General features: G+C 71.0%; 21 protein-coding genes and 1 pseudogene. 19 read left to right on the plus strand and 3 right to left on the minus strand.

Annotated elements, in window-relative coordinates:
* The first annotated feature begins 84 nt into the window (after positions 1–84).
* The 18 genes and pseudogenes from ABFY07_RS15025 (at position 85) to ABFY07_RS15110 (ending at position 16,692) form a co-directional block, all read left to right on the plus strand.
* Positions 85–1,215, plus strand: coding sequence for an LCP family protein (locus ABFY07_RS15025; RefSeq protein ID WP_346174986.1), 1,131 nt, complete (start codon positions 85–87; stop codon positions 1,213–1,215).
* Positions 1,216–1,398: 183 nt separating this feature from the next.
* Positions 1,399–1,623 (plus strand): 50S ribosomal protein L31, encoded by a 225-nt coding sequence (gene rpmE, locus ABFY07_RS15030; RefSeq protein WP_014176386.1) that lies wholly within the window; start codon positions 1,399–1,401, stop codon positions 1,621–1,623.
* Positions 1,624–1,793: 170 nt separating this feature from the next.
* Positions 1,794–2,864, plus strand: a complete 1,071-nt coding sequence (prfA, locus tag ABFY07_RS15035) for a peptide chain release factor 1 (protein WP_346174987.1) — start codon at positions 1,794–1,796, stop codon at positions 2,862–2,864.
* A gap of 67 nt (positions 2,865–2,931) precedes the next feature.
* Positions 2,932–3,777, plus strand: coding sequence for a peptide chain release factor N(5)-glutamine methyltransferase (gene prmC, locus ABFY07_RS15040; RefSeq protein WP_346174988.1), 846 nt, complete (start codon positions 2,932–2,934; stop codon positions 3,775–3,777).
* Positions 3,778–3,845: 68 nt separating this feature from the next.
* Entirely contained in the window at positions 3,846–4,493 is a 648-nt protein-coding gene (locus ABFY07_RS15045) for an L-threonylcarbamoyladenylate synthase (protein ID WP_065964777.1), read from the plus strand.
* Positions 4,490–5,149 (plus strand): arsenate reductase/protein-tyrosine-phosphatase family protein, encoded by a 660-nt coding sequence (locus ABFY07_RS15050; protein ID WP_346174989.1) that lies wholly within the window; start codon positions 4,490–4,492, stop codon positions 5,147–5,149. Before ABFY07_RS15045 ends, ABFY07_RS15050 begins: the two co-directional genes overlap by 4 nt.
* A 114-nt stretch (positions 5,150–5,263) precedes the next feature.
* Positions 5,264–6,581 (plus strand): annotated as a pseudogene (locus tag ABFY07_RS15055) (serine hydroxymethyltransferase).
* A 123-nt stretch (positions 6,582–6,704) separates the two neighbouring features.
* Positions 6,705–8,057 (plus strand): MraY family glycosyltransferase, encoded by a 1,353-nt coding sequence (locus ABFY07_RS15060; protein ID WP_346174990.1) that lies wholly within the window; start codon positions 6,705–6,707, stop codon positions 8,055–8,057.
* Positions 8,058–8,293: 236 nt separating this feature from the next.
* A complete protein-coding gene (locus ABFY07_RS15065) occupies positions 8,294–8,749 on the plus strand; it encodes a Cg1360 family ATP-synthase-associated protein (RefSeq protein ID WP_065964612.1) in 456 nt (151 codons plus the stop codon).
* 264 nt (positions 8,750–9,013) lie between these two features.
* Positions 9,014–9,823 carry a F0F1 ATP synthase subunit A gene (gene atpB, locus ABFY07_RS15070; protein WP_065964614.1) on the plus strand — a complete coding sequence of 270 codons (810 nt, stop codon included), beginning with the start codon at positions 9,014–9,016 and terminating at the stop codon, positions 9,821–9,823.
* An 82-nt stretch (positions 9,824–9,905) separates the two neighbouring features.
* Entirely contained in the window at positions 9,906–10,154 is a 249-nt protein-coding gene (locus ABFY07_RS15075) for an ATP synthase subunit c family protein (RefSeq protein ID WP_014176377.1), read from the plus strand.
* 40 nt (positions 10,155–10,194) lie between these two features.
* Entirely contained in the window at positions 10,195–10,764 is a 570-nt protein-coding gene (locus ABFY07_RS15080) for a F0F1 ATP synthase subunit B (RefSeq protein ID WP_065964616.1), read from the plus strand.
* A complete protein-coding gene (locus ABFY07_RS15085) occupies positions 10,761–11,576 on the plus strand; it encodes a F0F1 ATP synthase subunit delta (protein ID WP_346174991.1) in 816 nt (271 codons plus the stop codon). Before ABFY07_RS15080 ends, ABFY07_RS15085 begins: the two co-directional genes overlap by 4 nt.
* Positions 11,577–11,678: 102 nt before the next feature.
* Entirely contained in the window at positions 11,679–13,250 is a 1,572-nt protein-coding gene (gene atpA / locus ABFY07_RS15090) for a F0F1 ATP synthase subunit alpha (protein WP_065964619.1), read from the plus strand.
* A gap of 2 nt (positions 13,251–13,252) precedes the next feature.
* Positions 13,253–14,167, plus strand: a complete 915-nt coding sequence (locus ABFY07_RS15095) for a F0F1 ATP synthase subunit gamma (protein WP_346174992.1) — start codon at positions 13,253–13,255, stop codon at positions 14,165–14,167.
* 5 nt (positions 14,168–14,172) lie between these two features.
* Positions 14,173–15,627: a F0F1 ATP synthase subunit beta gene (gene atpD, locus ABFY07_RS15100; RefSeq protein WP_065964623.1), complete on the plus strand. Its 1,455-nt coding sequence runs from the start codon at positions 14,173–14,175 to the stop codon at positions 15,625–15,627.
* A gap of 111 nt (positions 15,628–15,738) precedes the next feature.
* Positions 15,739–16,116: a F0F1 ATP synthase subunit epsilon gene (locus ABFY07_RS15105; RefSeq protein ID WP_065964624.1), complete on the plus strand. Its 378-nt coding sequence runs from the start codon at positions 15,739–15,741 to the stop codon at positions 16,114–16,116.
* A 120-nt stretch (positions 16,117–16,236) separates the two neighbouring features.
* Entirely contained in the window at positions 16,237–16,692 is a 456-nt protein-coding gene (locus ABFY07_RS15110; RefSeq protein WP_065964788.1) for a DUF2550 domain-containing protein, read from the plus strand.
* Positions 16,693–16,787: 95 nt separating this feature from the next.
* Here ABFY07_RS15110 and ABFY07_RS15115 read toward each other — a convergent pair whose 3' ends face one another.
* The gene (locus ABFY07_RS15115; RefSeq protein ID WP_346174993.1) at positions 16,788–17,450 is read right to left on the minus strand and encodes a response regulator; all 663 of its coding nucleotides are present in this window, start codon (positions 17,448–17,450) and stop codon (positions 16,788–16,790) included.
* The gene (locus tag ABFY07_RS15120; protein WP_346174994.1) at positions 17,447–18,736 is read right to left on the minus strand and encodes a sensor histidine kinase; all 1,290 of its coding nucleotides are present in this window, start codon (positions 18,734–18,736) and stop codon (positions 17,447–17,449) included. Before ABFY07_RS15120 ends, ABFY07_RS15115 begins: the two co-directional genes overlap by 4 nt.
* Before the next feature lie 167 nt (positions 18,737–18,903).
* Between ABFY07_RS15120 and ABFY07_RS15125 the strand changes: the two genes are divergently transcribed.
* The gene (locus ABFY07_RS15125) at positions 18,904–19,488 is read left to right on the plus strand and encodes a hypothetical protein (RefSeq protein WP_346174995.1); all 585 of its coding nucleotides are present in this window, start codon (positions 18,904–18,906) and stop codon (positions 19,486–19,488) included.
* A 32-nt stretch (positions 19,489–19,520) separates the two neighbouring features.
* Here ABFY07_RS15125 and ABFY07_RS15130 read toward each other — a convergent pair whose 3' ends face one another.
* A complete protein-coding gene (locus ABFY07_RS15130) occupies positions 19,521–20,093 on the minus strand; it encodes a cob(I)yrinic acid a,c-diamide adenosyltransferase (RefSeq protein ID WP_346174996.1) in 573 nt (190 codons plus the stop codon).
* Positions 20,094–20,099: the final 6 nt, after the last annotated feature.

Raw genomic sequence — 20,099 nt, forward strand, 5'->3', positions numbered from 1 at the left:
TGTCGTCTGTCAGGTCGAATCACGGCGAGACCAGGCCTGACCGTGATGGTGGGGGGTACCCGGACAGCGAGGACTGAGGAGCCCATGGCTGACGACAGCAACAGCACACCGGACGCGCGCCGACCACGTGCCCGCGGGGGCTCGGGCCGCCGCCGCAAGGCCCCGGAGCCCCGCAGCACACGGCGCAAGGCGCTGGTGGGCACGGCCTGGACGATGGGGACCGTGCTGGTGCTGGGCGGCGTGGGCGCCGGCTACCTCTACTACAAGCTCAACGGCAACCTCACCAGCGTCAACATCAACAACGCCCTGGGCTCCGACCGCCCCGAGAACGTCGACAACGGCTCGATGGACATACTCGTCCTCGGCTCCGACTCGCGGGCCGGCAAGAACGCCAAGTACGGCAAGGACGAGGGCACCTCCCGCTCCGACACCGCGATGGTGGTGCACATCTACAAGGGCCGCCAGAAGGCGAGCGTCGTCAGCATCCCGCGCGACACCCTGATCCGGCGCCCCGCCTGCGTCAAGGACGGCAAGACGGTCCCCGCCCAGCGCATGGCGATGTTCAACTCCGCGTACGAGGTCGGCGGCCCGGCCTGCGCGGTCAAGACCGTCGAGTCCCTCACCGGCATCCGCATGGACCACTACCTCGAGGTCGACTTCTCCGGCTTCAAGCACCTCATCGACGAGCTGGGCGGCGTGAACATCACCACCACCCAGCCGATCCACGACAAGCAGAGCCACCTCGACCTGGACCCCGGCGAGCACCGGCTCAACGGCGAGCAGTCCCTCGGCCTGGTGCGCACCCGGCACGCCGTCGGCGACGGCAGCGACCTCGGCCGGATCCAGCTCCAGCAGGCGTTCATCAAGGCGCTGCTGGAGCAGGTCAAGTCCGTGGACCTGTTCAGCAGCCCCAAGAAGCTCTACGGCCTCGCCGACACCTCCACCAAGGCGCTGACCACCGACTCCGAGCTGGCCTCCGTCAGCAAGCTGTACGACTTCGCCAAGGGCCTGAAGAACATCGGCTCGGGCGACATGCGGATGGTGACCCTGCCCGTGCGGTACGACCCGGCCAACCCGAACCGGGTGCTGCCGATCGACAGCAAGGCCCGGGAGGTGTGGCGGGCGCTGCGCTGGGACCGGCCGATCCCCGCCTCCGCGACCAAGGGCTCGGCGGGCGACAGCACCAGCGCCGACAAGGTCGTCCGGGGCTCCTGACCCGGGCCACCTGACCGACCTCCTGACCCGGGCCTCGGAAGCCTCCGGGGGCCCGGGAATACCGGGGCCCCACCCCCGGTTTTGGGGGATGCGGCCAGTCCTGGCAGACTGGACCGTCGGCCCCGGTTCACGTCAGGCAACCCGCCCGACGACCCGGCGCCCTCCCGAACCTAGGAGATTCCCTTGAAGCGCGACATCCACCCGGAGTACGTCGAGACGCAGGTCAGCTGCACCTGTGGCGCCTCGTTCACCACCCGTAGCACCGTGGCGGGCGGCACCATCCGTGCCGACATCTGCTCCGAGTGCCACCCGTTCTACACGGGCAAGCAGAAGATCCTCGACACCGGTGGCCGTGTGGCGCGGTTCGAGGCCCGCTTCGGCAAGAACGCCGGGTCCGCCAAGAAGTAGCGACCCGCACGGCGCCGGTCTTCGGCCGCCCCTCCCCTGGGGCGGCCGGACCGGCGTTTTGTCGTCACGGCTTGCCGTCACGGCCTGTGCTCACGGCCTGTCGTCACGGTCTTCCGGTACCCGCGGCCCAGGCACCCCGCAGCCCACCCCCACCCACCCAGGAGCCCTTGATGTTCGAGGCGGTCGAGGAACTGATCGGCGAACACGCCGACCTCGAGAAGCGGCTCGCCGACCCCGCGGTCCACGCCGACCAGCGCGAGGCGATGCGGCTCAACAAGCGCTACGCCGAGCTGACCCCCATCGTCGGCGCCTACCGCTCCTGGAAGCAGACCGGTGAGGACATCGACACGGCCCGCGAGCTGGCCCAGGACGACCCCGACTTCGCCGACGAGGTCAAGGAGCTGGAGGCGCGGCGCGAGGAGCTGACCGACCGGCTCCGGGTGTTGCTGCTCCCGCGCGACCCCAGCGACGACAAGGACGTGATCCTCGAGGTCAAGGCCGGCGAGGGCGGCGAGGAGTCGGCGCTGTTCGCGGGCGACCTGCTGCGGATGTATCTGCGCTACGCGGAGCGCGTCGGCTGGAAGACCGAGATCATCGACGCCAACGAGTCGGACCTCGGCGGCTACAAGGACGTCCAGGTCGCGGTGAAGGCCAAGGGCAGCCCGGAGCCCGGCCAGGGCGTATGGGCCCGGCTGAAGTACGAGGGCGGGGTGCACCGCGTGCAGCGGGTGCCCGCCACCGAGTCCCAGGGCCGCATCCACACCTCCGCCGCCGGCGTGCTGGTCACCCCGGAGGCCGAGGAGGTCGAGGTCGAGATCAACCAGAACGAGCTGCGGATCGACGTCTACCGCTCCTCCGGCCCCGGCGGCCAGTCCGTCAACACCACCGACTCGGCGGTGCGCATCACCCACCTGCCCACCGGCATCGTGGTCTCCTGCCAGAACGAGAAGAGCCAGCTCCAGAACAAGGAGCAGGCCCTGCGCATCCTGCGCTCGCGGCTGCTGGCCGCGGCCCAGGAGGAGGCCGAGCGGGAGGCGTCGGACGCGCGCCGCAGCCAGGTCCGCACGGTGGACCGCTCCGAGCGCATCCGCACCTACAACTTTCCGGAAAACCGGATCTCGGACCACCGGGTCGGCTTCAAGGCGTACAACTTGGACCAGGTGCTCGACGGCGCGCTCGATCCGGTCATCCAGGCGTGCGTCGACGCCGACGCCGCCGCCAAGCTCGCGGTCGCGCAGTAGGGGCCCCAGGGCCGCACTCCCCAGGGAAGCTTCACAGCTCTACGTCCGGACCGGCTGGAGGAACTCAGTGAATGTGCTGCTCGCCGAGGTGGCGCAGGCCACCCAGCGGCTGGCCGACGCCGGCGTGCCGTCCCCGCGCTTCGACGCCGAGGAGCTGGCCGCCTTCGTGCACGGCGTCAAGCGGGGGGAGCTGCACAGCGTCGCCGACGCCGACTTCGACGCGCGCTACTGGGAGGCGATCGCCCGCCGCGAGGCCCGCGAGCCCCTGCAGCACATCACCGGCCGCGCCTTCTTCCGCTACCTGGAGCTCCAGGTGGGCCCCGGAGTCTTCGTGCCCCGCCCCGAGACCGAGTCGGTCGTCGGCTGGGCCATAGACGCCGTACGGGCCATGGACGTCGTCGAGCCGTTGATCGTCGACCTGTGCAGCGGCTCCGGGGCCATCGCCCTCGCGCTGGCGCAGGAGGTGCCGCGCTCCCGGGTGCACGCCGTGGAGCTGGACGAGGGCGCCCTGCGCTGGGCCCGCAAGAACGTCGAGGGGTCCCGCGTCGTTCTCCACCACGGGGACGCCCTGACGGCCCTGCCCGAGCTCGACGGACAGGTGGACCTGGTGATCAGCAATCCGCCGTACATCCCGCTCACCGAGTGGGAGTACGTGGCCCCGGAGGCCCGCGACCACGACCCCCAGGTGGCGCTGTTCTCCGGCGAGGACGGGCTCGATGTGATCCGCGGCCTGGAGCGCACCGCCCACCGGCTGCTGCGCCCCGGCGGGGTCGTGGTCATCGAGCACGCCGACACCCAGGGCGGCCAGGTGCCGTGGATCTTCACCGAGGAGCGTGGCTGGGCGGACGCCGCCGACCACCCCGACCTGAACAAGCGGCCCCGCTTCGCCACCGCGCGGAAGGCCCTCCCGTGACCCGAGCGGACGGAAAGTAGCGATCCGGTGACGTACCGCACTACCGGAGACCCAGCGAAGGAGAAATGATGGCACGGCGATACGACTGCGGCGACCCGACCGACCGCAAGACGGGCCTGCGTGAGGCCGCGTCCGCCGTCCGCCGCGGCGAGCTGGTCGTGCTGCCCACCGACACCGTCTACGGGATCGGTGCGGACGCCTTCAACGCCGAGGCCGTCGGCGATCTGCTGGAGGCCAAGGGCCGCGGCCGCAACATGCCCACGCCGGTCCTCGTCGGCTCCCCGAACACCCTGCACGGCCTGGTCACCGACCTGTCCGAGCAGGCGTGGGAGCTGGTGGACGCCTTCTGGCCGGGCGCGCTCACCCTGGTCGCCCGGCACCAGCCGTCGCTCACCTGGGACCTGGGGGAGACCCACGGCACCGTCGCGGTCCGGATGCCGCTGCACCCGGTCGCGATCGAGCTGCTGAACGACTTCGGCCCGATGGCGGTCTCCAGCGCCAACCTCACCGGCCACCCCTCGCCCCAGGACTGCGACGCGGCCCAGGAGATGCTCGGCGACTCGGTCTCGGTCTACCTCGACGGCGGGCCGACCCCCGCCGCCGTCCCGTCCTCCATCGTCGACGTGACCGGCAAGGTGCCGGTGCTGCTGCGCGCGGGCGCCCTGACCGCCGAGCAGCTCCGGGAGGTCGTACCCGACCTCGAGGTGGCCAATTGACAGCCCCTGAGGGGCGTGGCATAGCGGAACACCGTCACCACAGCGCCGAGCACACCTTCCGCATCCTCCACGTCAGCACCGGCAACGTCTGCCGCTCGCCGATCACCGAGCGGCTGACCCGGCACGCCCTCGCGCACCGCCTCGGCAGCGAGCGCACCAGCGGGCTGATCGTGGAGAGCGCCGGGACCTGGGGCCACGAGGGCGCGCCCATGGAGGCACACGCCGCCACCGTGCTGACCGACTTCGGGGCCGACCCGGCCGGGTTCATCGGCCGCGAGCTGCTCGACGAGCACGTCATCCGCGCCGACCTCGTCCTCACCGCGACCCGTGACCACCGCGCCCAGGTCATCTCGATGGGGCACTCGGCGGGGCTGCGCACCTTCACGCTCAAGGAGTTCACCCGGTTGGTACGGGCCATAGACCCCGCGACGCTGCCGGACCCGGAGGAGGCCGGCGGCGTGGTCGACCGGGCCCGCGCCCTGGTGCAGGCCGCGGCCGCGCTGCGCGGCTGGCTGCTGGCGCCGACCGAGGAGGCGGACGAGGTGCACGACCCCTACGGGGCGCCGATCACCTTCTTCCGCTCCATCGGCGACGAGATCCACGAAGCCCTGGACCCGGTGGTGACGGCCCTGACGGGGGTGCCCGCTCCCGCGTAGAGGTGTCCCCTCGCCGTCCCCTCGCCGCGGGGCGGGCCCGGGCCTACATTGGGAGGACGCACCACAGGCGCTCTCTCCCCCCGAGCCCGTTCTACCTGAGGCTGTGAGCTTGCGATGGCCGCTACCCCCGCGCCGCCGCGCGGCACCCCGGCCGGGCCGCCCGGCGCGGCCGGTCCCGCCTGGGAGCCCGACTTCGAGGCGCTGCGCCGGCAGGACCCCGACATCGCCGGGGTGGTCCTGGGCGAGCTGGACCGCGTCACCGGCGGACTCCAGCTGATCGCCGCGGAGAACTTCACCTCCCGGGCCGTGCTGGCCGCGCTCGCCTCGCCGCTGGCCAACAAGTACGCCGAGGGCTACCCCGGCGCCCGCTACCACGGCGGGTGCGAGCTGGTCGACGTCGCGGAGCGGATCGCCGCGGACCGGGCGCGGGCCCCTGTTCGGCGCCGAACACGCCAATGTGCAGCCGCACTCGGGCTCCTCGGCGGTGCTGGCCGCGTACGCCGCGCTGCTGCGGCCCGGCGACACGGTGCTGGCGATGGCGCTGGCCCACGGCGGCCACCTCACCCACGGCTCCCCGGCCAACTTCTCCGGCCGCTGGTTCGACTTCATCGGCTATGGCGTCGATCCGCACACCGGGCTGATCGACTACGGGCAGCTCCACGACCTGGCGCGGGCCCACCGCCCCAAGGCGATCGTCTGCGGCTCGATCTCCTACCCCCGCCACCTGGACTACGCAGCCTTCCGGGAGATCGCCGACGACATCGGCGCCTATCTGATCGCGGACGCCGCCCACCCCATCGGCCTGGTCGCCGGGAAGGCGGCGCCCAACCCGGTGCCGTACGCGGATGTGGTGTGCGCCACCACCCACAAGGTGCTGCGCGGGCCGCGCGGCGGGATGGTGCTGTGCGGCGCGGAGCTGGCCGAGCGCGTCGACCGCGCGGTCTTCCCCTTCACCCAGGGCGGCGCGCAGATGCACACCATCGCCGCCAAGGCCGTCGCGTTCGGCGAGGCCGCGCAGCCCGCGTTCACCGCGTACGCGCACCGGGTGGTCGCCAACGCCCACGCACTCGCCGACGCCCTGGCCGCCGAGGGCGTCCCGGTGACCACCGGGGGCACCGACACCCATCTGATCACCGCCGACCCCGCCGCGCTCGGCCTGGACGGGCGGGCCGCCCGGGCCCGTTGCGCCGCGGCGGGCATCGTGCTGGACAGCTGCGCCCTGGCGTCCGCGACCGAGCCGGGCGGCTGCGTCAAGGGCATCCGTCTCGGCACGGCGGCGGTGACCACGCAGGGCATGGGGGAGCGGGAGATGGCGCGGATCGCCAAGCTGCTGGTGGCCGCGCTGGGCGAGGACGAGTCGGCGCCCCGGATCCGGGGGCTGCGCGCCGAGGTGCGCCAGCTGGCGGCGTCCTTTCCGCCGTATCCGGCATGATCCGCGCCTCTTCGGGGCATGATGCGCGGTTGCCCGCCCCCGGCGCGCGGGGAACCGGATCAGGCTAGGGTGAGGTCTCCTAGAGTGAGGCCCTGATCCACCCGCGCGACTTCTGGGGAATAGGTGCGTGAATACCTGCTGACTCTGTGCGTCACGGCCGCGGTCACCTACCTGCTGACCGGACCGGTGCGGAAGTTCGCCATCGTGGCCGGCGCGATGCCGGAGATCCGCGCCCGCGACGTGCACCGTGAGCCCACGCCGCGGCTCGGCGGGATCGCGATGTTCGGCGGGCTGTGCGCGGGGCTGCTGGTCGCCGCCCATCTCACCAACCTCAAGGGCGTCTTCGAGCTGTCGAACGAGCCGCGCGCGCTGCTGTCCGGCGCCGGGCTGATCTGGCTGCTGGGCGTCCTGGACGACAAGTGGGGCGTCGACGCGCTGATCAAGCTGGGCGGCCAGATGATCGCCGCGGGTGTGATGGTGCTCCAGGGACTCACCATCCTGTGGCTGCCGGTGCCCGGGGTGGGCCCGGTCTCGCTGACGCCCTGGCAGGGCACGCTGCTCACGGTCGCGCTCGTGGTGATCACCATCAACGCGGTCAACTTCGTGGACGGCCTGGACGGTCTGGCCTCCGGCATGGTGTGCATCGCGGCCGCCGCGTTCTTCATGTACGCGTACCGCATCTGGTACGGCTACGGCCTGGAGTCGGCCGCCCCCGCGACCCTGTTCGCCGCCGTCCTGATGGGGATGTGCCTGGGCTTCCTGCCGCACAACATCCACCCGGCCCGGATCTTCATGGGCGACTCCGGCTCGATGCTGATCGGCCTGGTGCTGGCGGCGGGCGCGATCTCCATCACCGGCCAGGTGGACCCGGACGCGATGAAGCTGTTCGTCGGCTCGGAGACCGCCGCGGTGCACGCCACCGTCCCGGTCTACATCCCGCTGCTGCTCCCGCTGACCGTGATCGCGGTGCCGTTCGCCGACCTGGTGCTGGCCATCGTCCGCCGCACGTGGCGGGGGCAGTCGCCGTTCGCCGCGGACCGGGGCCATCTGCACCACCGGCTGCTCGAGATCGGCCACTCGCACAGCCGCGCGGTGCTGATCATGTACTTCTGGTCGGCCCTGATCGCGTTCGGCGCCGTGGCGTACTCGGTCAACTCGGCCAGCATGTGGTTCGTGCTGGCGATCGTGGGGCTGAGCGCGGTGGGGCTGGTCCTGCTGCTGCTGCCGCGGTTCACCCCGAGGGTTCCGCGCTGGGCGGAGCGCTTCGTTCCGCCGCGCTACCGCCGCAGGCGCCGGGGCGCCGCGGCCGCTCGGGAGCTGGCCCGCGAGACCTCCGCCACGGCGCCGGGGCCCGAGGCGGAGGCCGAGCCGGGACGCGAACCGGCGGGGCGGATTCCGGCGGGTATCAACGGGGCCACCGCGATCGGCGACCGCTCCCGGTTCACCCAGCAGCGGAAGATCAGCAGTTCCCGATAGCCCGCGGTCAAGGTGGGGTCAAGGTGCGATATTGCCCTTAACCCTCCCGTGTGACGTGCAGCACAGCAGACAGGTAAAGACCTCATCAAATAGTTTGTGATACCGTTCACGAAAACCCGGTGCCAGAGCCGAAGGGCCGTAGTGCGACTGTCCTTCGTCGCGAGGTTCCTTTCACCCCCGGGGATACGCTCGTCTACGACGAACCGTTGCTTCCGACTCTTGCCGGAGAACCCTTCATGCAGTCCAACGACGCCCGAACGCTTCTGCAGTGTGCCGTGCCCACCGCAGTCGTCGGTGCCGCCGCCACCGCTGTCGGCGCCGTGCTCGCCGGTGGCAAGGGTGCGTTGGGGGCCGCGTTCGGAGCGATTCTGGTGACCGCGCTGATGACGATCGACCTGATCGTCCTGGTGCGGACCGCCAAGAAGCTTCCGCAGATCTTCCAGATGATGGGTCTCGCGCTCTACGCGGTGCAGTTCCTGCTGCTGGCGGTGGTGCTCGGCATCTTCAAGGACACCACCCTGTTCAACACCAGGGCGTTCGCCTTCTCGCTGCTCGCCGCGACGCTGACGTGGATCACCGCGCAGACCCGCGCGCACATGAAGGCCAAGATTTTCTACGTGCAGCCGGAAGCGGAAGACGAACGGAACCCGGCGGGGGAGAAGAAGGCTTCTCCCGCCGGGTCCCCATCGTGAACTGTAGGGCCGGTATAAGGGCACGACCGCTCACCTGCTATCGTCCGGTGCCATCTGAGGCACAGCGGGCGCAGGTGGCTGAACCCCCGGATTCGACGGGACGGAATCGGCGGCCCATGCAGCTGCTGCCCACCGACCACACCGGACTTGCGCCGACAAGCCGCCCCCACATTCGTAAGACCAGTCCAGTGCCGTTCCGCGGTGATGCGCCGCGCCGACACAACGAGGTTGCCGTACCCATGCGCCACGCTGAAGGAGCTCGCGGTGAGTCCTGACCAGACGCTCGCCTTCGAGACCGATTGCCACATCTTCGACGGGTGCGGCTTCCCGGCCCCAGGGCTTCACTCGTTCACATTCGAGCCGATCGCCACCATCGGCGGCTTCGAGTTCACCAAGCCGGTCCTCCTGGCGCTGCTGGGCACCGTGGTCGTCATGGTCTTCTTCTGGGCCGCCTTCGGCAAGGCCAAGGTCGTCCCCGGCAAGCTCCAGCTGATCGGCGAGGCGGGCTACGACTTCGTACGCCGCGGCGTCGTCTACGAGGCTCTGGGCAAGAAGGAGGGCGACAAGTACGTCCCCCTCATGGTCTCGCTGTTCTTCTTCGTCTGGATCATGAACCTCTGGTCGGTCATCCCGGTCGCCCAGTTCCCGGTGACGTCGATCATCGCCTTCCCGGCGGGGCTCGCCGCGGTCGTCTACGTCCTGTGGGTGAGCCTGACCTTCAAGAAGCACGGCTTCGTGGGCGGCTGGAAGAACATCACCGGCTACGACAAGTCGCTCGGCGCGGTGCTGCCGCTGGTGATGGTCCTGGAGACCTTCTCCAACCTCCTCATCCGGCCGTTCACCCACGCCGTCCGGCTCTTCGCCAACATGTTCGCCGGCCACATCCTGCTGCTGATCTTCACCATCGCCAGCTGGTACCTGCTGAACGGTGTCGGCATCGCCTACGCGAGCGTCTCGTTCGTGATGGTCATCCTGCTGACCGCCTTCGAGCTGTTCATCCAGGCCCTCCAGGCCTATGTGTTCGTCCTGCTGGCCTGCACCTACATCCAGGGCGCTCTCGCCGAGCACCACTGAGCGCCCCAGCCAGCCAGCCCCGTCCCAATAGGCGTCCGGTGGCCAACCCCCACCGGTCCGTGAAAGAGAAGGAAGAAACGGCATGTCCGCTCTCCAGACGACCCTCGCCGCTGTCGAGCTCAAGGGCAACCTCGGCTCGATCGGCTACGGCCTCGCGGCCATCGGCCCCGGCGTCGGCGTCGGCATCATCTTCGGTAACGGCACCCAGGCGCTGGCCCGTCAGCCCGAGGCGGCCGGCCTGATCCGCGCCAACCAGATCCTCGGCTTCGTCCTCTGTGAGGCGCTCGCCCTGATCGGTCTGGTCATGCCGTTCGTCTACCCGACCAAGTGACCGCGGCGAACGACCGGTCCACCGGACGAAAGGCAATGATGTGAACGCCTTGACATTCCTGGCGGCTGATGAGCCGGAGAACCCGCTCATCCCGCCGATCCCAGAGCTCGTCATCGGCCTCATCGCCTTCGCCATCGTCTTCGCTTTCTTCGCCAAGAAGCTCCTCCCGAACATCAACCGGGTTCTGGACGAGCGCCGTGCGGCGATCGAGGGCGGCATGGAGGAGGCCGAGGCCCGCAAGGCCGAGGCCCAGCAGGTCCTCGAGGACTACCGCGCCCAGCTCGCCGACGCCCGTCACGAGGCCGCGCGACTGCGCCAGGAGGCGCAGGAGCAGGGCGCCGCGCTCATCGCCGAGATGCGCGCGGAGGGCCAGCGGCAGCGTGAGGAGATCATCGCCGCCGGCCACGCCCAGATCGAGGCCGACCGCAAGCAGGCGGCCCAGACGCTGCGCCAGGACGTCGGCAAGCTCGCCACCGACCTGGCCGGCAAGATCGTCGGCGAGTCCCTCGAGGACGTCGCCCGGCAGGGCCGGATCATCGACCGGTTCCTCGACGAACTCGAGGCCAAGGCTGAGGCGGCGGCCGAGACGAAGGCCGAGGCCGGCCGATGAACGGAGCGAGCCGTGAGGCACTGGGCGCGGCGCGCGAGCGCTTCGACGCGCTGACGGACAACACCTCCGTCGACGCCGCGACCCTCGCCGACGAGCTGGCCGCCGTCACCGCGCTGCTCGACCGTGAGGTCTCGCTGCGCCGGGTCCTCACCGACCCGGCGCAGCCCGGCGAGGCCAAGGCCGAGCTGGCCGGGCGCCTGCTGGCCGGCCAGGTCGGCGGCGAGGTCGTCGACCTGGTCTCCGGCATGGTCCGGTCCCGCTGGTCGCGCTCGCGCGACCTGGTGGACGCGACCGAGGAGCTGGCGGCCTCCGCCGACCTCGTGGCGGCCCAGCGCGCCGGCGCCCTCGACGACGTGGAGGACGAGCTGTTCCGGTTCGGCCGGATCGTCTCCTCGTCCACCGAGCTGCGGTCCGCGCTGACCGACCGGGTCGCGACCACCTCGGCGAAGACCGCCCTGGTGCGCGAGCTGCTGGGCGGCCGGGCCAATCCGGTCACCGAACGGCTGGTCGGCCGTCTTGTCGCACAGCCGCGGGGACGTAGCCTGGAAGCGGGGCTGGAGGCCCTCTCGCGGCTGGCCGCGGCCCGCCGCGACCGCCTGGTCGTGGTGGTGACCTCGGCCGTGCCGCTCAGCGACCGGCAGAAGCAGCGCCTCGGCGCCGCCCTGGCGACGCTGTACGGCCACCAGGTGCACCTCAACCTGGACGTGGACCCGGCGGTCCTCGGCGGGATCGAGGTGCGCGTCGGCGACGAGATCATCGACGGCACCATCGCCGACCGCCTGGACGAGGCGGCCCGGCGGATGGCCGGCTGAGCCCGTCGCAGACTCGACAAGCCAACTCAACAAGCATGCAAGCGGCCCGAGTTGGGCCGTAGTCAGATACTTCGGGCCCAACAAGGAGAGCAGGGAACCCAGATGGCGGAGCTCACGATCCGGCCGGAGGAGATCCGGGACGCACTGGAGAACTTTGTCCAGGCGTACAAGCCGGACGCGGCCTCGCGCGAGGAGGTCGGTACGGTCACCGTTGCCGGCGACGGCATCGCGAAGGTCGAAGGTCTTCCCTCGGCCATGGCGAACGAGCTGCTGAAGTTCGAGGACGGCACTCTCGGCCTCGCCCTCAACCTCGAGGAGCGCGAGATCGGCGCGGTCGTCCTCGGCGAGTTCAGCGGTATCGAAGAGGGCCAGCAGGTGCAGCGCACCGGCGAGGTGCTCTCGGTCGCCGTCGGCGAGGGCTACCTCGGCCGTGTCGTCGACCCGCTGGGCAACCCGATCGACGGCCTCGGCGAGATCGAGACCGAGGGCCGCCGCGCCCTCGAGCTGCAGGCCCCCACGGTCATGCAGCGCAAGTCGGTGCACGAGCCGATGGAGACCGGCTACAAGGCCGTCGACGCGATGACCCCGATCGGCCGTGGCCAGCGTCAGCTGATCATCGGCGACCGGCAGACCGGCAAGACCGCGCTGGCCGTCGACACGATCATCAACCAGCGCGACAACTGGCGCTCGGGCGACCCGAAGAAGCAGGTCCGCTGCATCTACGTCGCCATCGGCCAGAAGGGCTCCACCATCGCCGGCGTGCGCGCCGCGCTGGAGGAGGCCGGCGCCCTGGAGTACACCACGATCGTCGCCGCCCCGGCGTCCGACCCGGCGGGCTTCAAGTACCTGGCCCCCTACACCGGCTCGGCCATCGGCCAGCACTGGATGTACCAGGGCAAGCACGTCCTGATCGTCTTCGACGACCTGTCCAAGCAGGCCGACGCCTACCGCGCCGTCTCGCTGCTGCTGCGCCGCCCGCCGGGCCGCGAGGCGTACCCCGGTGACGTCTTCTACCTGCACTCCCGGCTGCTGGAGCGCTGCGCCAAGCTCTCCGACGACATGGGCGCCGGTTCGATGACCGGTCTGCCGATCGTCGAGACCAAGGCCAACGACGTCTCGGCGTTCATCCCGACCAACGTCATCTCCATCACCGACGGCCAGTGCTTCCTGGAGTCCGACCTGTTCAACGCCGGCCAGCGCCCGGCTCTGAACGTCGGTATCTCGGTCTCCCGCGTCGGTGGCTCCGCCCAGCACCGGGCCATGCGCCAGGTGTCCGGCCGGCTCCGGGTGGACCTCGCCCAGTTCCGTGAGCTCGAGGCGTTCGCCGCCTTCGGCTCCGACCTGGACGCGGCCTCCAAGGCCTCGCTGGAGCGCGGTTCGCGCATGGTCGAGCTGCTGAAGCAGCCGCAGTACTCCCCGTTCGCCACCGAGGACCAGGTCGTCTCGATCTGGGCCGGCACCAACGGCAAGATGGACGACGTCCCGGTCGAGGACATCCGTCGCTTCGAGCGCGAGCTGCACGACTACCTGCACCGCGAGCACAAGGGCCTGATGACGAGCATCGTCGAGGGCGGCAAGATGTCCGACGACACCCTCGCCGCGCTGGGCGAGGCCGTGGACAGCTTCAAGCGCCAGTTCGAGACCTCGGACGGCAAGCTGCTGGGCGAGGGCTGAGCATGGGTGCCCAACTCCGGGTCTACAAGAGGCGGATCAAGTCCATCTCTGCGACCAAGAAGATCACCAAGGCGATGGAGATGATCGCCGCCTCGCGCGTCGTCAAGGCGCAGCGCCAGGTGGCCGCGTCGACTCCGTACGCCAGTGAGCTCACCCGGGCGGTGGGCGCGGTCGCCACCGGCTCCACCACCCAGCACCCGCTCACCACCGAGGCGGAGAACCCGACCCGGGCCGCGCTGCTGCTCATCACGAGCGACCGCGGTCTGGCCGGCGGCTACTCGGCGAACGTGATCAAGGCGGCCGAGCAGGCCACCAAGGCCCTCACCGCGCAGGGCAAGGAGGTCGACACCTACATCGTCGGCCGCAAGGGCGTCGCCTACTACGGCTTCCGTGAGTTCAAGGTCACGGAGTCGTGGACCGGCTTCACCGACAACCCGACCTACGCGGACGCCAAGAAGATCGCCGGCCCGCTGATCGAGGCCGTCCAGAAGGACACGGCCGAGGGCGGCGTGGACGAGCTGCACATCGTCTACACCGAGTTCGTCTCGATGCTGACGCAGACCCCGGTCGAGCACCGGCTGCTGCCGCTGAGCATGGAGAAGACGGCGGAGGAGACGGCGGCGAAGGACGTGATCGCGCCGCTGTACGAGTTCGAGCCGTCGGCGGAGGAGGTGCTCGACGCGCTGCTGCCGCGGTACGTCGAGTCCCGGATCTACAACGCCCTGCTCCAGGCGGCCGCGTCCAAGCACGCGGCCACCCGCCGGGCGATGAAGTCGGCGACCGACAACGCCGAAGAGCTCATCAAGTCGCTCACGCGGCTTGCCAACGCGGCCCGCCAGGCCGACATCACCCAGGAAATCAGCGAGATCGTCGGTGGCGCGAGCGCCCTGGCCGACGCCTCTGCGGGGAGTGACTGACAACTATGACCACCACTGTTGAGCCGACCGCTCCTGCCGGCGTGGCCACTGGCCGCGTCGCGCGGGTCATCGGCCCGGTCGTCGACGTGGAGTTCCCCGTCGACGCGATGCCGGAGATCTACAACGCACTGCACGTCGAGGTCATCGACCCCTCCGAGGAGGGCAAGACCAAGACGCTCACCCTCGAGGTCGCCCAGCACCTCGGCGAGGGCCTGGTGCGCGCCATCTCGATGGAGCCCACCGACGGCCTGGTCCGCCAGGCCCCGGTGACCGACACCGGCGACGGCATCACCGTCCCGGTCGGCGACATGACCAAGGGCCGGGTGTTCAACACCCTGGGCAAGATCCTCAACGAGCCCGAGGCCGAGTCCGAGGTCACCGAGCGCTGGTCCATCCACCGCAAGGCCCCGGCCTTCGACCAGCTCGAGTCCAAGACCGAGATGTTCGAGACCGGCCTGAAGGTCGTGGACCTGCTGACCCCGTACGTCAAGGGCGGCAAGATCGGTCTGTTCGGCGGCGCGGGCGTCGGCAAGACCGTCCTCATCCAGGAAATGATCGTCCGTGTGGCCAAGCTGCACGAGGGCGTTTCCGTGTTCGCCGGCGTCGGCGAGCGCACCCGTGAGGGCAACGACCTCATGGTCGAGATGGAGGAGGCCGGCGTTCTCGACAAGACCGCGCTGGTCTTCGGCCAGATGGACGAGCCCCCGGGCACCCGTCTGCGGGTCGCCCTGGCCGGTCTGACCATGGCGGAGTACTTCCGCGATGTGCAGAAGCAGGACGTGCTGTTCTTCATCGACAACATCTTCCGCTTCACCCAGGCCGGTTCCGAGGTCTCGACCCTGCTCGGCCGCATGCCCTCCGCGGTGGGCTACCAGCCGAACCTGGCCGACGAGATGGGCATCCTCCAGGAGCGCATCACCTCGACCCGCGGTCACTCGATCACCTCGATGCAGGCGATCTACGTCCCCGCGGACGACCTGACCGACCCGGCCCCGGCGACCACCTTCGCGCACCTCGACGCGACGACGGTGCTCTCCCGTCCGATCTCGGAGAAGGGCATCTACCCGGCGGTGGACCCGCTGGACTCCACCTCCCGGATCCTGGACCCGCGGTACATCTCGCAGGACCACTACGACTGCGCCACGCGGGTCAAGTCGATCCTGCAGAAGTACAAGGACCTGCAGGACATCATCAACATCCTCGGCATCGACGAGCTCGGCGAGGAGGACAAGCTCACCGTCTTCCGCGCCCGCCGCATCGAGCGCTTCCTGTCGCAGAACACCCACGCGGCGAAGCAGTTCACCGGTGTGGACGGCTCGGACGTGCCGCTGGACGAGTCGATCGCCGCGTTCAACGCGATCGCCGACGGTGAGTTCGACCACTTCCCGGAGCAGGCGTTCTTCATGTGTGGTGGTCTCGAGGACCTGAAGAAGAACGCGAAGGAGCTGGGCGTCTCCTGACGCCGGAGCTCACAGGAGAGGGGTGGGCCGCGTCCCGCCCCTCTCCTCACGCCCGTTATCCTTTGACGAAAGCCCTGTCGTACCCGGCAGGTGGAGACCCGAGGAGCCACGTTGGCTGCTGAGCTGCATGTCGAGATGGTCGCGGCGGACCGTAGTGTCTGGTCCGGCAAGGCCACCTTGGTCATCGCGCGCACCACATCCGGTGACATCGGCGTCATGCCCGGCCACCAGCCGCTGCTCGGTGTGCTGGAGTCCGGCCCGGTGACCATCCGTACGAGCGAGGGCGGGACGGTCGTCGCCGCGGTGCACGGCGGGTTCATCTCGTTCTCCGACGACAAGCTCTCGGTGCTCGCCGAGATCGCGGAGCTGTCCGACGAGATCGATGTCAAGCGGGCGGAGCGGGCGCTGGAGCGCGCCAAGGCGGAGGCGGACGCCGCCGCCGAGCGGCGCGCCGACGTCCGGCTGCGCGCGGTGGCGGGAGCGCACTGAAACCTGTCACGAACGGTCGAAACCCTCAGCCGCGGGCCGCGCGGGGACTCCCCAGCGCCGGTCCGCGGCTGAGGCGATGCAGGTGCGGTTTTTCCGGATGACGCGAGGAGGTCGGTGAAGATGGTCCTCGCTCTGCTCGTGAGCGGCGTGGTCGTCGCGCTGGTGGTGGTGGGGCTCTTCGTCTTCGGTCTGCGGCGGCGGCTGATCCAGCGCTCCGGCGGCACCTTCGACTGCTCACTGCGCTGGAACGCGCCCGGGCCCGAGGCCGAACCGGAGCCCAGCGGCAAGGGCTGGGTGTACGGGGTCGCCCGCTACAACGGTGACCGGATCGAGTGGTTCCGGGTCTTTTCCTACGCGCCCAGGCCGCGCCGGCTCCTGGAGCGCGCCTCGATCGAGGTGCTGGAGCGCCGCACGCCGAAGGGTGAGGAGGAGCTCGCGCTGCTCTCCGACGCCGTGGTGCTGGCGTGTCTGCACAGCGGTACCCGGCTGGAGCTGGCGATGAGCGAGGACGCGCTGACCGGCTTCCTCGCCTGGCTGGAGGCCGCCCCGCCCGGCCAGCGGGTCAACGTGGCCTGACGCCTGACCGACGCCTGACGCCCGACACCTGACGCCCGACACCTGACCGACGCCTGACGCCTGACGGGCGACGGCGGGCGGCCCCGGTCGCCTTCTCAGGGCCCGGCCACCCCCAACTCCTGGGCCAGCACCGCCGCCTGCACCCGGCTGCGCAGCCCCAGCTTGCCGAGCACCCTGCTGACGTGGGTCTTCACCGTGGCCTCCGCCATGGCGAGGTGGTCGGCGATCTGGGCGTTGGACAGGCCCTGGCCGAGGGCGCCCAGCACCTCGCGCTCGCGCGGGGTGAGGGAGGCGAGCTCCGCCGGTTCGGTGACGGTCGCGGTGGCGGACGGCGCGGCGCTCGGCCGGGCGAACTCGGCGATCAGGCGGCGGGTCACCGCGGGGGCGATCATGCCCTCGCCGCGGGCCACCGTCCGTACGGCCTCCAGCAGCCCGGCCGCGTCGCTGTCCTTGAGGAGGAAGCCCGCGGCCCCGGCGCGCAGCGCCCCGAAGACGTACTCGTCCAGGTCGAAGGTGGTCAGGACCAGGACGTCGGCCAGGTGGTCGGCGACGATCTCGCGGGTGGCCGACACCCCGTCCAAGCGCGGCATCTGGACATCCATCAGCACCAGGTCGGGGCGCAGCTCCCGGGCCAGGCGCACGGCCTGTTCCCCGTCGGCCGCCTCCGCGATCACCTCGATGTCGGGCGCGGACCGCAGGATGAGCACAAGACCGGCCCGTACGGCCAGCTGGTCTTCGGCGACGAGCACGCGGATCACCGGTTCGAGGCTCCTTTGCCGTCGAGGTTGCGGTCGAGGTTGCGGTCCGGGTTGCGGTCGAGGGTGCCGCCCAGGGGCAGGACCGCCCGTACGCGCCACACCGTGCCGGACGCCCCGGGGCGCGGGCCCGCCTCCAGGGTGCCGCCGAGCAGGGAGACGCGCTCGCGCATCCCGACCACGCCCATCCCCGAGCCGGGCGCCCGGGGGCGGCGGCCCGGGTGCTTGTCGTACGGGCTGGTCACGCTGACCTCCAGGGCGCCGGCCGCCGACGGGCCGCCGGCGTCGTGGGCGAGGCGCACGGTCACCTCGCCGGGGGCCGCGTGCTTGAGGGCGTTGGTCAGGGACTCCTGGACGATGCGGTACGCGGCGAGCTCGACCGGGGCGGGGAGCGGGGCGGCGCCCGGCGGGCGTTCGTCGCACAGCGCGAACTTCAGCCCGCTGACGGCGGCGTCCGAGCGGGCGCGCTCGACCAGCGAGTCGAGGGCGTCGAGGGTGGGCGCCGCGGTGGGTTCCGTCTCCCCGCCCGCGTCGCGCAGCAGCTCGATGAGGGTGCGCATCTCGGCCAGGCCCCGCACGCTGTTCTCCCGGATGACGCCGAGCGCCTGGTCGGTGGCGGCGGCGTCGCCCAGGGACAGCGCGGCGGTGGAGTGGATGGCGATGGCCGACAGATGGCCCGCGACCCGGTCGTGCAGCTCGCGGGCCATCCGGGCGCGCTCGGCCACCACCGCCTCCCGCCGGTCCAGCTCGGCCAGCAGGGCCGTCCGCTCGGCCTCGAGGCGGGCGGCCTCGGCGGCCTCCTGGTGGTTGCGCACGATCGCCCCGGTGCCGGCCGGGGCGAAGGTGAGCAGGGCGGCCATCAAGCCGATGAACAGCGACTCAGGGGTGCGCAGCAGCGCCAGCGGCACTACCGTGGCCGCCACGGTGACCATCCCGCAGCCGGAGGGCAGCCGACGGGCCAGGGGCGCCGGGCCGTAGAGGACCGCCGCGTACACCACGTCCGTGTACATCAGGACGGTGGCGATGAGCGAGCCGCCGCACAGGTCCACGGCCAGGGCGGCGGTGCCGAGCGTCAGGGCGGTCCCGGGCGCCACCCGGCGCAGCAGTTCGGCGCCCGCCATGGCGACCAGGGAGACGACCGTCCATAGGTGAGGGAGGGCCATGGGGGCCAGGTCGCCCAGGTACACCCCGCCGCTCAGTCCCAGCGCCATCAGCAGCAGCCCGCCGAGGAGTCCGCCCGAGGCGATGGCGACGTCGACGCGGTGCGGCGGCGGCAGACGGGGCGGCATGGGTCCATCACAGCACGCGCCCGCCGCGCCCGCGTCCGCTTCCGGGGGACTCCGGGCCGCGCGGCGTACATCGAAGGATGCAGTCCGGTTTCGTCGTCGCCGACGACGCGACGGTCCGGATCGTGCGGGACGGTAAGGGGGGTGGGCGTGAGAAAGGAGAACAGGCCGTGATCGTCGGACTGATCGTCGCGAGTGAGGTCGGCTTCTGGGTGGTGCTGCTCGGTGGCCTGTGCGTGCGCTACCTCCTGCGCCGACCACGGGCGGGCGCGGCGCTGCTGGCCTGCGTGCCACTGCTGGACCTGGTGCTGCTGGTCGCGACCGTGATCGACCTGCGGCGCGGCGCCGAGCCGTCGACCGCGCACGGGCTGGCCGCGGTCTACCTCGGCTTCTCCGTCGCGTACGGGCACTACATGATCAAGTGGGCGGACGGGCGCTTCGCGCACCGCTTCGCGGGTGGGCCGCCCCCGGTCAAGCCGCCCAAGTACGGGGCCGCGCGCGCCCGTCACGAGTGGCGGCTGTGGCTGATGACGCTGCTGGCCGCGGCGATCGCGGTGGCCGTGCTGCAGGTGTGCGTGTGGCTGATCGGCGACGCGGATCGCAGCGACCCGATGGTGGGGTGGCAGCGGCAGATGCTGATGGTCGTGGGCATCCACCTGCTGATCGCCGTCAGCTACACCGTCTGGCCCTCGAAGGACAAGAAGCGGGCCGAGGCGGGGGACCGGGGCCGGGCCCGGCCCCTCACCAAGCCCTGACGCCTACCGAGCCCTGACCCCGCCCGACCCGGTCAGCGGTTCTCGCCGGGCACCCACAGCACGTCGCCGACCTCCTTGTTGGCCGCCCGGGCCAGGATGAACAGCAGGTCGGAGAGGCGGTTGAGGTAGGTGGCGGTGAGCGGGTTCATGGACTCCGCGTACTCGTCGAGCGCGGCCCACGTGGAGCGCTCGGCCCGGCGTACGACGGTGCACGCCTGGTGCAGCAGGGCCGCGCCGGGCGTGCCGCCCGGGAGGATGAAGCTGCGCAGCTTCTCCAGCCCTTCGAGGAACAGGTCGCAGTCCGCCTCCAGCTTGTCGATGTAGCTCTGCTCGACGCGCAGCGGCGGGTGCGCCGGGTTCTCGACCACCGGGGTGGACAGGTCCGCGCCCACGTCGAACAGGTCGTTCTGGACGCGGACCAGCACCTTGACGATCTCCGGGGGCAGCGACCCCAGGGCGATGGCCACCCCGATCGCGGCGTTGGCCTCGTTCGCGTCGGCGTACGCGGCGATCCGCGGATCGGTCTTGGCGGTGCGGCTCATGTCGCCGAGCGACGTGGTGCCCTTGTCCCCGGTGCGCGTGTAGATGCGGGTGAGTCTGACCATGGGGCC

Source organism: Streptomyces sparsogenes subsp. cuspidosporus, from assembly GCF_039532705.1.
Classification (GTDB): domain Bacteria; phylum Actinomycetota; class Actinomycetes; order Streptomycetales; family Streptomycetaceae; genus Streptomyces; species Streptomyces sparsogenes.

Excerpts from the sequence above, each read along its gene's own strand:
- ABFY07_RS15025 (WP_346174986.1), top strand. The coding sequence starts at position 85 with ATGGCTGACGACAGCAACAGCACACCGGACGCGCGCCGACCACGTGCC.
- prfA (WP_346174987.1), top strand. The coding sequence starts at position 1,794 with ATGTTCGAGGCGGTCGAGGAACTGATCGGCGAACACGCCGACCTCGAG.
- ABFY07_RS15045 (WP_065964777.1), top strand. The coding sequence starts at position 3,846 with ATGGCACGGCGATACGACTGCGGCGACCCGACCGACCGCAAGACGGGC.
- ABFY07_RS15065 (WP_065964612.1), top strand. The coding sequence starts at position 8,294 with ATGCAGTCCAACGACGCCCGAACGCTTCTGCAGTGTGCCGTGCCCACC.
- ABFY07_RS15075 (WP_014176377.1), top strand. The coding sequence starts at position 9,906 with ATGTCCGCTCTCCAGACGACCCTCGCCGCTGTCGAGCTCAAGGGCAAC.
- ABFY07_RS15085 (WP_346174991.1), top strand. The coding sequence starts at position 10,761 with ATGAACGGAGCGAGCCGTGAGGCACTGGGCGCGGCGCGCGAGCGCTTC.
- atpA (WP_065964619.1), top strand. The coding sequence starts at position 11,679 with ATGGCGGAGCTCACGATCCGGCCGGAGGAGATCCGGGACGCACTGGAG.
- ABFY07_RS15095 (WP_346174992.1), top strand. The coding sequence starts at position 13,253 with ATGGGTGCCCAACTCCGGGTCTACAAGAGGCGGATCAAGTCCATCTCT.
- atpD (WP_065964623.1), top strand. The coding sequence starts at position 14,173 with ATGACCACCACTGTTGAGCCGACCGCTCCTGCCGGCGTGGCCACTGGC.
- ABFY07_RS15110 (WP_065964788.1), top strand. The coding sequence starts at position 16,237 with ATGGTCCTCGCTCTGCTCGTGAGCGGCGTGGTCGTCGCGCTGGTGGTG.
- ABFY07_RS15120 (WP_346174994.1), bottom strand. The coding sequence starts at position 18,736 with ATGCCGCCCCGTCTGCCGCCGCCGCACCGCGTCGACGTCGCCATCGCC.
- ABFY07_RS15130 (WP_346174996.1), bottom strand. The coding sequence starts at position 20,093 with ATGGTCAGACTCACCCGCATCTACACGCGCACCGGGGACAAGGGCACC.